We start from the raw sequence: 14,580 nt of genomic DNA, 5'->3' as shown, positions 1-14,580 counted from the left end.
CCCGCTGTCGAACCCCAGTCGGGGGTTCTCATCCCCCTTGTCCGGGGGACATAAAAGAAAAAAGCCCGTACTTTCGTACAGGCTCTCATCTTGAATAATGGCGGTGAGGGGGGGATTCGAACCCCCGATACGTTGCCGTATACACACTTTCCAGGCGTGCTCCTTCAGCCACTCGGACACCTCACCACATTGTATTGTCACCCGCCATACAGGAGGGCAACGGGGCGCTACTATAGGGAGTTGCGCTGAAGCGGTCAAGCAGATTTTCAACCGAGAGAATTGTTCGCTTAAGGTGTGAGCAACGGCATGGATTAGCGGTGGAAATGCCGGGATTTGCAGGGATAAAAATGCCGGATGGCACTCACGCTTATCCGGCCTGTGAAACGGAGCGGGTTTGATAATCGGGAAGGGGGAAACACGTAGGCCTGATAAGGCGAAGCCGCCATCAGGCACTGGCTCCGCTGCCGATGTGTGCACCGGGGGATATAAAAGAAAAAAGCCCGTACTTTCGTACAGGCTCTCATCTTGAATAATGGCGGTGAGAGGGGGATTGACTCGTTCTGCTCGCCCTGCGGGCAGCCCACTCGCTGCGCTCGTGGTCTGTCCAGCGGGCTGTCGCCCGCTGTCGACCCCCGGTCGAGGGTTCTCATCCCCCCTGGCGCGGAGGTACATGCGAAAAAAGCCCGCATTTTCACGCGAGCTCTTCTTCGAATAATGGCGGTGAGGGGGGGATTGACTCGCTCTGCTCGCCCTGCGGGCAGCCCACTCGCTGCGCTCATGGTCTGTCCAGCGGGCTGTCGAACCCGGTCGGGGGTGCTCATCCCCCCTGGCGCGGAGGTACATGCGAAAAAAAAGCCCGCATTTTCACGCGAGCTCTTCTTCGAATAATGGCGGTGAGAGGGGATTGACTCGCTCTGCTCGCCCTGCGGGCAGCCCACTCGCTGCGCTCATGGTCTGTCCAGCGGGCTGTCGCCCGCTGTCGAACCCCGGTCGGGGGTTCTCATCCCCCCTGACGCGGAAGTACATGCGAAAAAAAAGCCCGCATTTTCACGCGAGCTCTTCTTCGAATAATGGCGGTGAGGGGGGGATTCGAACCCCCGATACGTTGCCGTATACACACTTTCCAGGCGTGCTCCTTCAGCCACTCGGACACCTCACCACATTGTTGCCCCGATGTCGTCGGGACGGGCGCTAATGTAGGGAAAACCCGTAACCGCGTCAATCTTCTTTTGCAATAAATTAGTGCGTTTAGACAAACTTCAAACAACCTGCTTCTTAAACGTTCTGAAAACGCTTTTTTTCTCGCCTTAGTACTTTACCCACGCGCTGGAGAGGATATTTGTTATGCTTATCAGCCGCATAAAAATGCTTCAACAACAACAGAGACCGGAGTGCCGATGGAGATCCTCTTTTATCACCCCTCATTTGATAGCGCTTTTTGGGTGAATGCCCTGCGCGACGCGCTGCCGGATGCCAACATCCGCGTCTGGACACCGGGCGATAGCGCTCCCGCCGATTACGCGCTGGTGTGGCATCCGCCCGTGGAGATGCTTGAAGGCCGCAAATTGAAGGCTGTGTTTGCCCTCGGTGCAGGTGTCGATGCGATCCTCGGTCAACTCAAGGCCCATCCGCAGATGCTCGACGCCTCGGTGCCACTGTTTCGCCTTGAAGACACCGGCATGGCGCAGCAGATGCAGGAGTATGCCGTCAGCCAGGTGCTGCACTGGTTCCGCCGTTTCGATGATTACCAGGCGCTAAAAGGCGAGGCGAAGTGGCAACCGCTCGCGGAGTATGCGCATAAAGATTTCACCGTTGGCATTCTTGGCGCTGGCGTGCTGGGCGCAAAAGTCGCTGCAGCGCTCCTTCAATGGGGATTCCCGCTGCGCTGCTGGAGCCGCAGCCGAAAAGATCTGCCGGGCATCACCAGTTTTGCCGGCGTGCAAGAGCTTGGAGAGTTCCTGCAGGGTACGCGGGTGTTGATCAACCTGCTTCCCAACACGCCGGAGACCGCAGGCATCATCGATCGCTCCCTGCTGGCGCAGCTGGAGGAGGGGAGCTACCTGCTGAATCTCGCACGCGGCGTGCATCTCGTGGAAGCGGATCTGTTGCAGGCTCTTGAGAGTGGCAAAGTTAAGGGCGCAATGCTCGATGTCTTCCGCGAAGAGCCGTTGCCCGCCGGGCACCCGCTGTGGGCGCACCCGCGCGTCGCCATTACGCCGCATATTGCCGCCGTGACCCGTCCGCATGAGGCGATCGCGTATATTCGCCACACTATTTGCCAGCTTGAGCGGGGTGAAGCGGTGAGCGGTCGCGTTGACCGGGCGAGAGGATATTGAGTAAGCCCGGCCGCGCCGGGTTTTCATTAAACTGCATAACAATAGCTGCTATTCTTGCGCAATTGACTACAGGAGTGAGCCATGTACCCCGTTGACCTGCATATGCACACCGTCGCCAGCACCCACGCTTACAGCACGCTGCATGACTATATTGCCGAGGCGAAACGCAAAGGCGTTAAGCTCTTCGCTATTACCGATCATGGCCCGGACATGGCCGATGCCCCTCACCACTGGCACTTTATCAATATGCGTATCTGGCCGCGGCTGGTCGACGGCATCGGTATTCTGCGCGGTATAGAAGCGAATATAAAAAACCGCGCGGGTGAGATCGACTGCACCGGGCCGATGCTCGACGCGCTCGATCTGATTGTTGCCGGTTTCCATGAGCCGGTCTTCCCGCCGCAGGATAAAGCGAGCCATACCGAGGCGATGATCGCCACCATTGCCAGCGGCAACGTGCATATTATTAGCCACCCTGGTAACCCTAAATTTGAGATTGATATCCCGGCGGTGGCCGCCGCCGCCGCGAAGTATGATGTGGCGCTGGAGATTAACAACTCCTCCTTTATTCACTCGCGCAAGGGTAGTGAGGTGAACTGCCGCGCCATTGCCGCTGCCGTGCGCGACGCGGGAGGCTGGGTGGCGCTCGGCTCCGACTCGCACACCGCCTTTACGCTGGGTGACTTTGCAGAGTGCCGCAAAGTGCTGGATGAGGTCGGCTTCCCGGAAGAGCGCATCCTGAACGTATCACCGCGCCGCATGCTGAGTTTCCTTGAGTCACGCGGCATGGCGCCGATTGATGAATTTGCTGAACTTTAATACTGACTGGAACAACTGAATGAACGAATTTTCTATCCTCTGCCGCGTGTTGGGCTCGCTCTTTTACCGCCAGCCGCAGGATCCGCTGTTGGTGCCGCTCTACACGATGATCCGCGAAGGAAAGCTGGCAGAGAGCTGGCCGCTTGAGCAGGATGCGCTGCTGGAGCGGCTGCAAAAAAGCTGCGATGCCCAGACGCTGTCCGCCGATTACAATGCGCTGTTTGTCGGCGAAGAGTGTCGCGTCTCGCCGCTGCGCAGCGCCTGGGTTGAAGGGGCGAGCGAAGCGGAGGTGCGCGAGTTTCTCTCCAGCCGCGGCATGCCGCTGAGCGCCGCGCCTGCCGATCATATTGGTACGCTGCTGCTGGCAGCCTCATGGCTTGAAGATCAGTCAGCGGAAGATGAGAGCGAAGCGCTGGAAACCCTCTTCGCAGAGTACCTGCTGCCGTGGTGCGGGACGTTCTTTGGCAAAGTGGAAGCCCACTCGACTACACCTTTCTGGCGCACGCTAGCCGAACTTTCCCGTGACGCGATTGCCGCCATGTGGGAGGAGTTGCAGGAAGAGAGAGAGAGCGAAGAGTGATCTAAATCACAAATAATTTGCAACGATGATTTCGTTGTTTAAATTTATGTGGTGAATGTCACTTTGCAGCGGCGCGCATCTGCTATGATGCGCGCCATGAACAGACTCTTCGCACTTGCATTGACGACAGGTATCCTCTCCGGCCTCTGGGGCTGGGTTGCCGTCTCCTCAGGGCTTTTAAGCTGGGCCGGTTTTCTCGGCTGTACGGCCTATTTTGCCTGTCCGCAGGGCGGGCTGAAGGGGCTGGCGATCGCTGCCTGCACGGTAATGAGCGGCGTCATCTGGGCGCTGGTGATTATGTATGGCAGTGCGCTGGCTCCCCATCTTGAGATGGTGGGCTACCTGATGACCGGCGTGGTGGCTGTTCTCATGTGCCTGCAGGCCAAAAACGTGCTGCTCTCCTTTGTTCCCGGCACCTTTATCGGCGCCTGCGCCACCTTTGCCGGGCAGGGCGACTGGAGAGTCGTTGCCCCTTCGCTGGCGCTGGGTCTGCTGTTTGGCTATGCCATGAAAAATAGCGGCCTGTGGCTCGCTTCGCGGCGTAGTTTATCCCGCGCGGCGGCAGCGAAAAAAGCGTAATCCGGCGCTCGTTTTCCCTCTCTTGCAGACAATATTTCCAGCCGGTTGGCTTGCGGCTCCACCATTTCCGTTGCGCCAGGATACACTTAGTGCATGTTCTCGGTATTGCGCCGACAAGGGAGCCATAATGGAATCACGTATGCAGGTTATTCAGGGGGATATTACGACCCTTGAGGTGGATGTTATTGTTAATGCCGCCAACGCGTCTTTACTCGGCGGCGGCGGTGTTGATGGCGCGATCCATCGCGCAGCCGGTCCGGCACTGCTTGAGGCGTGCAAACAGGTTCGCCAGCAGCAGGGCGAATGCCCGCCGGGCCATGCGGTAATCACCGCCGCGGGTAACCTCAACGCTAAAGCGGTGATCCATGCGGTCGGGCCGGTCTGGCGCGGCGGAAATGATAACGAAGCCCATCTGCTTGAAGATGCCTATCGCAACAGCCTGAAACTGGCGGATGCCAACGGCTACGCCTCTATTGCATTTCCTGCTATCAGTACCGGCGTCTATGGTTACCCGAAAGCGGCCGCGGCAGAGATCGCCATTAACACCGTTTCGGATTATCTAACCCGCTATTCTCTGTTACGGCAGATATACTTTGTCTGCTATGACGATGAAACTCTGCGACTCTATCAACGCTTACTCACCCAACACGGTGCCGACCCTGCACACTGATTCCCGGCTTGGGCGCGCCGTCGCACCCGTTTGTGAAGCGCACCCCGGTCTTTGCGGTCTGCATATTCTCGATGACAGTATGGACGCTTTTGTCGCCCGCTACCGATTAGCGGAGCTGGCAGAGCGCACGCTCGATGTGCAGTACTACATCTGGGAAGATGACACCTCCGGCCGCTTGTTGATGCTGGCGCTGCTTGCCGCTGCCGATCGCGGCGTGAAGGTGCGTCTGCTACTGGATGACAATAACACCCTCGGCATGGATGGCGTGCTGCGCCAGCTCGATAACCATCCCAATATCGAGGTGCGGCTCTTTAACCCTTTCTCTTTTCGCTCCCTGCGTGCGCTCGGCTACTTAACGGATTTCGCGCGCCTCAACCGGCGGATGCACAATAAAAGTTTCACCGTCGATGGCGTGGTGACACTGGTTGGCGGGCGCAATATCGGCGATGCCTATTTTGGTATTGGCGAAGAGCCGCTGTTTACCGATCTTGATGTGATGGCGGTCGGCACGGTGGTGAAAGAGGTTGAGCGGGATTTTCTCCGCTACTGGAACTCGGCGTCGGTCTCATCGCTGCGCAGCGTGCTCTCCCTGTCGCCGGAGGAGATTGCCGAGCGCATTCGCCTGCCGGAGAGCTGGCGGGAAGATATCACCGCGGTGCGCTACCAAGAGAGACTCGCTTCTACCCATTTCGCCGCACACCTTGAAAACGGCACGCTACCGCTGTTATGGGCGAAAACGCGTCTGTTGAGCGACGACCCGCGTAAAGGGGAGGGCAAAGCGCGTGAGCATACATTACTGCCACAGCGGCTACTGAATGTGATGGGTAAACCGGACCGGCAGATCGACATTATCTCGGCCTACTTTGTGCCGGGGCGCGCGGGCGTTGCCCTGCTGTTACAGCTGGCGCGTAAAGGGGTGAAGATCGCTATTCTGACCAACTCCCTTGCCGCCAATGATGTCACGGTGGTGCATGCAGGCTATGCGCGCTGGCGCAAAAAGCTGCTGCGCCACGGCATTGAGCTCTATGAACTGAAACCGACGCGCGGAGAAGCCCCCATTCACCCGGTGCATGACCGCGGTTTAACCGGTAACTCTGGCTCCAGCCTGCATGCGAAAACCTTCAGTATCGATGGTGAAAAAGTCTTTATCGGCTCGTTTAATTTCGACCCGCGTTCCGCGGTGCTGAATACCGAGATGGGTTTTGTCATCGACAGTGAAACACTGGCAAAACAGATCCATCACCGTTTTCTGCGCAGCCAGAGAGATATCACCTGGCAACTACGCCTCGATCGATTTGGTCGTATCAACTGGATTGAGCAGCAGGATGGCGAGGAGATTGTGCTGAAAAAGGAGCCGCAAACGCGCCTGTGGCAGCGCATCCTTGTGCGTCTGGTCTACTGGTTGCCGGTGGAGTGGCTGCTCTGAGGAGAGAGCAGCCGTGTGGTTTACCCTGCCTGCACCGGTGATTTCGCCGCTTTCTCCTGCGGTTTGCCGGAGAAGAGGAAACGCAGCAGCGGAATACGCAGGTGGATCTCATAGAGCACGATGGCGATGCCAATCACAAACACCAGCCCGGTGAAAAAGCCCACTACGTTCGACTGAATATGCGGCGTGATCCACGCGCCGAACAGCAGCGTCAGCGGGTGGTGCACCAGGTAGATAAAGAGCGAGGCATTAACAAAGTAGCTGACGCGCGCGGACTGGAAATTAAGCAGCCGGTGGCCAAGCGAAAAGACCACATTCACCATCCAGAAGCCCATCAGCATGGTAATCACAGCCTCGGTTTCATACATCCACCCTTCGCCGCTGCCGTAGCGCTGATTGAGCAGGTAAGCGATAAAGGCCAGCGCTGAACCCACCATGCACCAGGGCGAGGGTGTGACAAAGAGGCTTTTCAGGCGCGGGCTGATAAAAGTTAGTGCGCCAAGCAGGAAGAAGGGGATATAAAAGAGCGTCTGCATAACGGTGAAATTAAACAGCGCGTCGCGCAATATTTCCGGATAGAAGAGGAAAACGCCGCGGCGAAATGCCGCCCAGGCGAGGCCCAATAGCAGGAACCAGATCGAAAGCTTGCCGAGAGAAATGTCGTTGAGCAGGCGATCGGCGTTGTTTTTGATCGCGCGGAATAACCACAAGCTGATCGTCGTTAATATAACCAGCACTAACAGGAACCATAAATGGGAGATCAATTCCCATGACAGCGTATTAAATTTGTCATAAGTGGAGAGGGTGTGCCAGTTAGCGGTGTTCTCCTTAACATGTTGCAACATAATAAATTGCGGCAACGTCAGCAGCGGAATAGCCGTCAACATGGGAATGCCTACGCGTTCGACGCGCACTTTCCACCAGCGTTTCAGCGGATAACGCAGGTAGAGCATATAGGAGAAGTAACCCGAAATGACGAAAAAGACCTGCATGCGAAAGGCGTGAATGAAGTCGTTAAACAGCGTCAGCCACCATGAGGGGTAGGCGCTGTTCACATGCCACATATGGCTCGAGTAAATGAGGGAAATGTGGAACGGGATCCCAAGCAGCATTAACCACGCGCGGATGGAATCAAGGAAATATTCACGTTGTGCGGGGGATTTAGACATATATCTCCGTGCATTCTCAGACTTTTCGTCTTATCCATAAGACAAATAATGATTACATTCCAAACCAACCCTACACTATGTCAGATAACCTGTCTCCAGGATAAGACTGCAAAAGGAAATGGGTGGCCGGATGCATTTGTTTAATCAATGAACGGTACCTGAGAACAAAGCAGGGATTCGGTTGTCGGATTGCCAGAGTTTCCATTAAAATGGATCGGATCGATTTAAGCACACAAAGGGGGAAGTGCTTAGTTATTATGAAACCTAAATTACGAATGATGAAAATGCATTGGGTAGGGGCAGCAGTACTGTTGTCACTTTATACGTCATCAGGCTGGGCCTTTTCTATCGACGATGTCGCAAAACAGGCGCAATCCCTGGCTGGCAAGAGCTATGAAGCACCCAAAAGCAATCTGCCCTCACTGTTCCGCGACATGAAGTATGCGGACTATCAACAAATTCAGTTCAACCATGATAAAGCTTACTGGAACAAGACCAACACACCGTTCAAGCTTGAGTTCTATCATCAGGGGATGTACTTCGACACGCCGGTCACTATCAATGAAGTCACCGCGACCGCCGTGCACCAGATTAAGTACAGCCCGGACTACTTCAACTTCGGCAACATTCAGCACGACAAAGATACCGTTAAGGATCTCGGCTTTGCCGGTTTCAAAGTGCTTTACCCCATCAATAGCAAAGATAAAAACGACGAAATCGTCAGCATGCTGGGCGCGAGCTACTTCCGCGTGATTGGCGCAGGCCAGGTCTATGGTCTCTCCGCGCGCGGGCTGGCGATCGATACGGCGCTGCCCTCCGGCGAAGAGTTCCCGCGCTTTAAAGAGTTCTGGATCGAGCGTCCGAAGCCGACCGACAAGCGTCTGACCATCTACGCGCTGCTCGACTCCCCACGTGCTACCGGCGCCTACCGTTTTGTCATTATTCCGGGCCGCGACAGCGTGGTTGATGTGCAGTCCAAAGTCTACCTGCGTGACAAAGTGGGCAAACTGGGCGTTGCGCCGCTGACCAGTATGTTCCTGTTTGGCCCGTCCCAGCCCTCTCCGGCGGTCAACTACCGTCCTGAGCTGCATGACTCTAACGGTCTGTCGATGCTGGCTGGCAACGGCGAGTGGATCTGGCGTCCGCTGAACAACCCGAAACACCTGGCCGTCAGCAGCTACGCGATGGAAAACCCGCAGGGCTTCGGTCTGCTGCAGCGTGGCCGTGAGTTCTCCCGTTTCGAAGATATCGATGACCGCTACGACCAGCGCCCGAGCGCGTGGGTTACGCCGAAAGGCGAGTGGGGCAAAGGGAAAGTCGAGCTGGTAGAGATCCCGACCAACGACGAAACCAACGATAACATCGTTGCCTACTGGACGCCGGATCAGCTGCCGGAGCCGGGCAAAGAGATGAACTTCAAGTACACCATCACCTTTAGCCGTGACGAAGATAAGCTGCACGCGCCGGATAATGCCTGGGTTATGCAGACGCGTCGCTCTACGGGCGATGTGAAGCAGTCCAACCTTATCCGCCAGCCGGACGGTACTATCGCCTTCGTGATCGACTTCACCGGCCAGGATATGAAAAAACTGCCGCAGGATACGCCGGTAACGGCGCAGGCGAGCATTGGCGATAACGGTGAGATCGTTGAAAACGCCGTTCGCTATAATCCAGTGACCCAAGGTTGGCGTTTGACGCTGCGCGTGAAGGTCAAAGATCCGAAGAAAACCACGGATATGCGCGCGGCGCTGGTCAACGCCGATCAGCCCCTGAGTGAAACCTGGAGCTATCAGCTACCTGCCAATGAATAAGATAACTGAGTATATCGACGCGCTGCCGCTCCCTGCGGAGCAGAAAGCAGCGCTGCCGACGGATTCGATTCGCGGCGTGCATGAAGCGCTGGACGCGGAGCACAAGGACTGGAAGCGTGAAGATGACACGCCGCTGGGTTCGGTGACCGCGCGGCTGGAAAACAGCTGGCCGGAGTCGCTGGCACAAGGGCAACTGATCAAGGATGACGAAGGACGCGCGCAGCTGCAGGCCATGCCGAAAGCGAAACGCTCCTCCATGTTCCCGGATCCCTGGCGCACCAACCCCCTTGGTCGTTTCTGGGATCGCCTGCGCGGCCGTGAGGTTCTGCCGCGCTATATGGCGCGCCTGACCAAAGAGGAGCAGGTGCAGGAAGAGAAGTGGCGTACGGTCGGATCGATTCGTCGCTACATCTTGCTGCTGCTGACGCTGGCGCAGACCGTCGTGGCGACCTGGTACATGAAAACCATCCTGCCTTACCAGGGCTGGGCGCTGATCAACCCTGTCGATATGGCGGGCCAGGATCTGTGGGTCTCCTTTATGCAGCTGCTGCCTTATGTGTTGCAGACCGGGATCCTGATCCTCTTCGCTGTCCTCTTCTGCTGGGTCTCGGCCGGCTTCTGGACGGCGTTGATGGGCTTCCTGCAGCTGCTGATCGGGCGTGATAAATACAGTATTTCCGCCTCGACGGTGGGCGATGAACCGCTTAACCCGGAGCATCGTACCGCGCTGATCATGCCTATCTGTAACGAAGACGTCGATCGCGTCTTCGCTGGCCTGCGCGCTACCTGGGAGTCGGTGAAAGCTACCGGCCAGGAGAAGCACTTCGACGTCTACATCCTGAGCGATAGCTACAATCCGGATATCTGCGTCGCAGAGCAAAAAGCCTGGATGGAGCTGATTGCGGAAGTGCAGGGGGAAGGGCAGATCTTCTACCGCCGCCGCCGCCGTCGCGTTAAACGCAAAAGCGGTAACATCGATGACTTCTGCCGTCGCTGGGGCAGCCAGTACAGCTACATGGTGGTGCTGGATGCGGACTCAGTGATGACCGGTGATTGCCTGACCGGGCTGGTTCGCCTGATGGAAGCCAATCCGAACGCCGGCATTATCCAGTCTTCACCGCGCGCGTCCGGTATGGATACGCTCTATGCGCGCTGCCAGCAGTTTGCTACCCGTGTATATGGGCCGCTCTTTACTGCTGGTCTGCACTTCTGGCAGCTGGGGGAGTCCCACTACTGGGGGCATAACGCGATTATCCGCGTGCAGCCCTTTATCGAGCACTGCGCGCTGGCACCGCTGCCGGGTGAAGGCTCGTTTGCAGGCTCCATTCTCTCCCATGACTTTGTCGAAGCTGCGCTGATGCGCCGCGCCGGCTGGGGCGTGTGGATTGCCTACGATCTGCCAGGCTCTTATGAAGAGCTGCCGCCGAACCTGCTTGATGAGCTGAAACGCGACCGCCGCTGGTGTCACGGGAACCTGATGAACTTCCGTCTGTTCCTGGTAAAAGGGATGCACCCGGTTCACCGTGCAGTGTTCCTGACCGGCGTGATGTCCTATCTCTCGGCGCCGCTGTGGTTTATGTTCCTTGCGCTCTCGACGGCACTGCAGGTGGTGCATGCGCTGACCGAGCCGCAGTACTTCCTGCAGCCGCGCCAGCTCTTCCCGGTCTGGCCGCAGTGGCGTCCGGAACTGGCTATCGCGCTCTTTGCCTCGACCATGGTGCTGCTCTTCCTGCCGAAGCTGCTGAGTATCATCCTTGTCTGGTGCAAAGGGCCGAAAGAGTATGGTGGTTTCTTCCGCGTCACGCTGTCGCTGCTGCTGGAAGTGCTCTTCTCCGTGCTGCTGGCGCCGGTACGTATGCTGTTCCATACGGTGTTCGTGGTCAGCGCGTTCCTCGGCTGGGAAGTGGTGTGGAACTCGCCGCAGCGTGATGATGACTCCACGCCGTGGGGTGAAGCCTTTATGCGTCACGGCTCGCAGCTGCTGCTGGGTCTGGTCTGGGCCGTGGGGATGGCGTGGCTGGATCTGCGCTTCCTCTTCTGGCTGGCACCGATCGTCTTCTCGCTGATCCTCTCGCCGTTTGTGTCGGTGATCTCGAGCCGCTCAACGGTCGGGCTGCGTACCAAACGCTGGAAGCTGTTCCTGATCCCGGAAGAGTACTCTCCGCCGCAGGTGCTGGTTGATACCGATCGCTATCTGGAGCTGAACCGCTCCCGCTCGCTGGAAGATGGGTTTATGCACGCCGTGTTTAACCCCTCCTTCAACGCGCTGGCGACGGCGATGGCGACCGCGCGTCACCGCGCCAGCCATGTGCTGGAGATTGCCCGCGACCGTCATGTTGAGCAGGCGCTGAATGAAACGCCTGAGAAACTCAACCGCGATCGTCGTCTGGTGCTGTTAAGTGACCCGGTTACGCTCTCACGTCTGCACTATCGCGTCTGGGAGTCACCTGAGCGCTATTTGTCCTGGGTGAAGCATTACGAAACGTTGTCGCTTAATCCACTGGCGCTGAAGGCAAAATAAGCCATCATTAAGAAAATACCGGCATTAGCCGGTATTTTTTTATCTGCTTAATCAGAAGGGGGAACGCGGTGAGAGTGATGCTGGTGCTGGTCATGGTGTGCGTGTTAAGCGGCTGCGGCAGCATTGTCAGCCGGACGATCCCAGGCCAGGGCCATGGGAATCAGTACTATCCCGGCGTGCAGTGGGACGTACGTGACTCCTCATGGCGCTTCCTGACCGTGCTGGATCTGCCGCTGTCGCTGGTGTTTGACACCCTGCTGCTGCCGATAGACGCCCAGCATGGCCCCTACGAGTAATTAACGCTCGTCCCACTCATCTGCCGCCGCGTGACCCTCTTCGGTGTCCAGCGGCGGCTCGAGCTGAAATTCGCCCTCATCCCACTCGTGCAGGGTGTTCTCTTCTAACCACTCCTGACGGATCTCAATCTCGTCAAAGTCGCCATCAAAGACGCTCTGTGCTGCTTCGCCGCTGTACATCGGCAGGCATTCGCCCGGCTGCTCTTCGTCGGCAAAAAATTCTGCCTGCCAGACGATATCGCCATCCTGCAGCACATACTTCTGGACATTGAACTGTTGCACATTGAGGTCATCTTCATCGACATCGGGGTTATTAGCGATAAACGCTTCGCGCGCCGCGTCAATGGCTTCGGCCAGGGTTGTGTAATAGTTCAGTTCAGAATCAGCCATGTAAAACGCTCCTTGATAACGGTTCAGGTCATGCAGAAATCTATAGTCGCTGGTGATGCCAGCGTCAAACTTCCGCCTCACTTTTATCGCGTTGCTCCTCTGCCATGCTCGCTGCCACAGCGGCGTTATGACGCTGCAAATGTTCCGGTGTTTTACAGGGCGGCTGCTTCATCACAAAGGCCGTACGGCGTGAGGAGAAGTGCAGATCGTCCGCAAAGAAGTTGCCTCTCATCCTGCCAAGCTCCTCCCGGCGATACTCATCAAGCGGTCGTCCATCGCGCATCTCCTCCTGCGCGCGCGCTTTTGCCTTGAGCGTATCGGGCAGGGCGGCAGGCGCAATAAGCGCACTGATTTGGCTTACTACCGTCTCAAGAAACGCCTCGCGTGAGACATCGAGTACCGAGTCGACAAGACCGAGTGCCGCCGCCTGCCTGGCGCTGACTGGCAGGCAATTCTCACTCAGTGCCACCGCCGCCTCAGCATCCGCGCGCCACGGTAGCGTTAAGGTCCAGAACTCCGACCCGTGCAACCCCATGGTTTTGTAATGCGGATTAATCACTACGCCCGCCCGCATAAAGACCCGATCGGCCGCCAGCATCAGCATCGCGCCGCCCGCGCCGGCATTGGCATTGACCGCGCTTACCACCAGCTTGCCACGACAGGTGAGGATCGCTTCGGCAAAGTCATCGATCGCATTGATCGACGCCCACCCCTCTTCGGCAGGGTTTTCGGCCACATGAATGGAATTAAGCTCAATACCGTTTGACCAGAAATCATCCCCACCGGCCAGCACAATGGCGTCCACGTTGCGTTCGGCTGCGGCACGTGTAAAGAGCGTGGTGAGGCGCTGCGAGTCGTGGACGGTAAACGCGCCGTTGAGCAGCGGGAAATGCAGAATGGCGACACGCCCGCGTATCTCAAGCCGCGGCTTGTTAGAGTGCTGCGCATCGAGCAGCGGTAGTGAGGAGCGTGCCGCAAGTTCGTCGCGCAGGGCGACGGCGGCGGGTAGTTTAACCTGCGCAGTGGCATGATTGTCACTACGGCGCAGGTGACCTACCCACAGCGCGCCATCCAGTGTTGCCACACAGAGCGCATCGCCGTCGCGGGCGAAAATCTCCCCCGCACGCCCGCGCTGGCTGGCGACTTCAGCCTCTGCCAGCCAGGCATTAAACACCCGCACCGGCACGCCAGCCAGCTGTGCCGGTGCGCCGGGCAGGCTGTCGCTGGCGCGGATTTTGCGCAGCAGCAGGTCGGTAGGGTCGCACTGCCAGTCGAGTATGCGCGCGCTCATCGGGAGTGCGGCTCTCTCCCGGCCCCGCGTCGTGGCGCGGGCATAATCAAGCGGGTCGCCATGCTGCTGGCCGCGCTGCAACCTGGCGATCAGTTCCCGTAAGCAGGCAACGGCAGCATCGGTAACCTGATGGCGATAAATCTGGCTTTTCGCCATCGGCGGGAGGGGGAAGGTACGGGTCGCCCAGATGTCGCCCGCATCCATCACCGCATTGGCTTCCAGCAGGGTCACCCCCCATTCGTGCCACCCTTCGAGGATCGCCCAGTCAAGGGAGCTGGGCCCGCGGTCGCCGACAATGCCGGGGTGCAGAATAAAACATCGGTAGTCTTGCCAGACGCGTTCGGGGATCGCCCGTTTCAGAAACGGGGCGATGATAATATCAGGCCGGCTCGCCTCAAGCCGCTGTTCAAGCGCCTCATCACCGGTAAACACCTCTACGGTGACCTGATGGCCGGCATCGACGAGTTCGACAAAAAAACGTTGTGACAGGCCATTAAAGGCGCTGCAAAGCAGAAGTATATGCATGGCGTTCCATCCTGGAAAAGAGGTTGTTCCGCAAGGAGATTACTCACCACTATTCTTTTTCACGGCAGGGGATAAAACAAGCAGAGCGGTGGCGAGAATGGCTGGCAACTTCTCACACCGAAGTGAAAATTCTTAATTTGACCCGGTCTGTCGACCTTCTCACGCGA

At 57.6% G+C, this 14,580-nt stretch carries 12 protein-coding genes, 2 tRNA genes and 1 other RNA gene; 9 read left to right on the top strand and 6 right to left on the bottom strand.

Translation table 11 applies throughout. The annotated features are described in order from the left end of the window. Nucleotides 1–98: 98 nt before the first annotated feature. From PU683_RS16230 to PU683_RS16220, 3 genes are all read right to left on the bottom strand, one after another. Nucleotides 99–186, bottom strand: a tRNA-Ser gene (locus PU683_RS16230). 702 nt (nt 187–888) lie between these two features. Further along, a non-coding RNA gene (locus tag PU683_RS16225) (RtT sRNA) lies at nt 889–1,024 on the bottom strand. Between the two features lie 47 nt (nt 1,025–1,071). Further along, nucleotides 1,072–1,159: transfer RNA gene (locus tag PU683_RS16220), tRNA-Ser, on the bottom strand. 238 nt (nt 1,160–1,397) lie between these two features. Between PU683_RS16220 and ghrA the strand changes: the two genes are divergently transcribed. The 6 genes from ghrA (at nt 1,398) to PU683_RS16190 (ending at nt 6,410) form a co-directional block, all read left to right on the top strand. Next, the gene (gene ghrA, locus PU683_RS16215; RefSeq protein WP_277173257.1) at nt 1,398–2,336 is read left to right on the top strand and encodes a glyoxylate/hydroxypyruvate reductase GhrA; all 939 of its coding nucleotides are present in this window, start codon (nt 1,398–1,400) and stop codon (nt 2,334–2,336) included. A gap of 81 nt (nt 2,337–2,417) precedes the next feature. Continuing rightward, nucleotides 2,418–3,155 carry a phosphatase gene (locus PU683_RS16210; protein ID WP_277173255.1) on the top strand — a complete coding sequence of 246 codons (738 nt, stop codon included), beginning with the start codon at nt 2,418–2,420 and terminating at the stop codon, nt 3,153–3,155. A gap of 19 nt (nt 3,156–3,174) precedes the next feature. Further along, nucleotides 3,175–3,735 (top strand): TorD/DmsD family molecular chaperone, encoded by a 561-nt coding sequence (locus PU683_RS16205; RefSeq protein ID WP_277173253.1) that lies wholly within the window; start codon nt 3,175–3,177, stop codon nt 3,733–3,735. An 87-nt stretch (nt 3,736–3,822) separates the two neighbouring features. Then, nucleotides 3,823–4,314, top strand: a complete 492-nt coding sequence (locus tag PU683_RS16200) for a DUF1097 domain-containing protein (protein ID WP_277174314.1) — start codon at nt 3,823–3,825, stop codon at nt 4,312–4,314. A 127-nt stretch (nt 4,315–4,441) separates the two neighbouring features. Beyond that, nucleotides 4,442–4,984, top strand: coding sequence for an O-acetyl-ADP-ribose deacetylase (gene ymdB / locus PU683_RS16195; RefSeq protein ID WP_277173251.1), 543 nt, complete (start codon nt 4,442–4,444; stop codon nt 4,982–4,984). After that, nucleotides 4,917–6,410, top strand: a complete 1,494-nt coding sequence (locus PU683_RS16190; protein ID WP_431190946.1) for a phospholipase D family protein — start codon at nt 4,917–4,919, stop codon at nt 6,408–6,410. Before ymdB ends, PU683_RS16190 begins: the two co-directional genes overlap by 68 nt. A 20-nt stretch (nt 6,411–6,430) precedes the next feature. Here PU683_RS16190 and mdoC read toward each other — a convergent pair whose 3' ends face one another. Beyond that, on the bottom strand, nt 6,431–7,579 hold the full coding sequence (gene mdoC, locus PU683_RS16185) for a glucans biosynthesis protein MdoC (RefSeq protein WP_277173249.1): 1,149 nt from the start codon (nt 7,577–7,579) through the stop codon (nt 6,431–6,433). A gap of 275 nt (nt 7,580–7,854) precedes the next feature. Here mdoC and mdoG point away from each other — a divergent pair, with 275 nt between their 5' ends. From mdoG to PU683_RS16170, 3 genes are all read left to right on the top strand, one after another. Then, a complete protein-coding gene (gene mdoG, locus PU683_RS16180) occupies nt 7,855–9,390 on the top strand; it encodes a glucans biosynthesis protein MdoG (RefSeq protein WP_277173247.1) in 1,536 nt (511 codons plus the stop codon). Beyond that, complete coding sequence (mdoH, locus tag PU683_RS16175; RefSeq protein WP_277173245.1) at nt 9,383–11,911, top strand: glucans biosynthesis glucosyltransferase MdoH; 2,529 nt, start codon at nt 9,383–9,385, stop codon at nt 11,909–11,911. Before mdoG ends, mdoH begins: the two co-directional genes overlap by 8 nt. Nucleotides 11,912–11,988: 77 nt before the next feature. After that, nucleotides 11,989–12,207 carry a YceK/YidQ family lipoprotein gene (locus PU683_RS16170; RefSeq protein ID WP_431190963.1) on the top strand — a complete coding sequence of 73 codons (219 nt, stop codon included), beginning with the start codon at nt 11,989–11,991 and terminating at the stop codon, nt 12,205–12,207. On the opposite strand, the gene PU683_RS16165 is transcribed toward PU683_RS16170, so the two are convergent. Further along, a complete protein-coding gene (locus PU683_RS16165) occupies nt 12,208–12,582 on the bottom strand; it encodes a MysB family protein (RefSeq protein ID WP_277174312.1) in 375 nt (124 codons plus the stop codon). Between the two features lie 79 nt (nt 12,583–12,661). After that, nucleotides 12,662–14,413 (bottom strand): enoyl-CoA hydratase-related protein, encoded by a 1,752-nt coding sequence (locus PU683_RS16160; protein WP_277173241.1) that lies wholly within the window; start codon nt 14,411–14,413, stop codon nt 12,662–12,664. Nucleotides 14,414–14,580: the final 167 nt, after the last annotated feature.

Origin of the sequence: Candidatus Kosakonia sp. 282A-S69 (assembly GCF_029433855.1) — a bacterium.
GTDB classification, from domain to species: Bacteria; Pseudomonadota; Gammaproteobacteria; order Enterobacterales; family Enterobacteriaceae; genus Kosakonia; species Kosakonia cowanii_A.
Note: the sequence above shows the minus strand (reverse complement) of the source record. Positions and strands in the feature narration are given on the sequence as shown.

Bases quoted from the DNA above. Each gene is read 5' to 3' on its own strand.
- ghrA (WP_277173257.1), top strand. From the start codon at position 1,398: ATGGAGATCCTCTTTTATCACCCCTCATTTGATAGCGCTTTTTGGGTG.
- PU683_RS16210 (WP_277173255.1), top strand. From the start codon at position 2,418: ATGTACCCCGTTGACCTGCATATGCACACCGTCGCCAGCACCCACGCT.
- PU683_RS16205 (WP_277173253.1), top strand. From the start codon at position 3,175: ATGAACGAATTTTCTATCCTCTGCCGCGTGTTGGGCTCGCTCTTTTAC.
- PU683_RS16200 (WP_277174314.1), top strand. From the start codon at position 3,823: ATGCGCGCCATGAACAGACTCTTCGCACTTGCATTGACGACAGGTATC.
- ymdB (WP_277173251.1), top strand. From the start codon at position 4,442: ATGGAATCACGTATGCAGGTTATTCAGGGGGATATTACGACCCTTGAG.
- PU683_RS16190 (WP_431190946.1), top strand. From the start codon at position 4,917: ATGACGATGAAACTCTGCGACTCTATCAACGCTTACTCACCCAACACG.
- mdoC (WP_277173249.1), bottom strand. From the start codon at position 7,579: ATGTCTAAATCCCCCGCACAACGTGAATATTTCCTTGATTCCATCCGC.
- mdoG (WP_277173247.1), top strand. From the start codon at position 7,855: ATGATGAAAATGCATTGGGTAGGGGCAGCAGTACTGTTGTCACTTTAT.
- mdoH (WP_277173245.1), top strand. From the start codon at position 9,383: ATGAATAAGATAACTGAGTATATCGACGCGCTGCCGCTCCCTGCGGAG.
- PU683_RS16170 (WP_431190963.1), top strand. From the start codon at position 11,989: ATGCTGGTGCTGGTCATGGTGTGCGTGTTAAGCGGCTGCGGCAGCATT.
- PU683_RS16160 (WP_277173241.1), bottom strand. From the start codon at position 14,413: ATGCATATACTTCTGCTTTGCAGCGCCTTTAATGGCCTGTCACAACGT.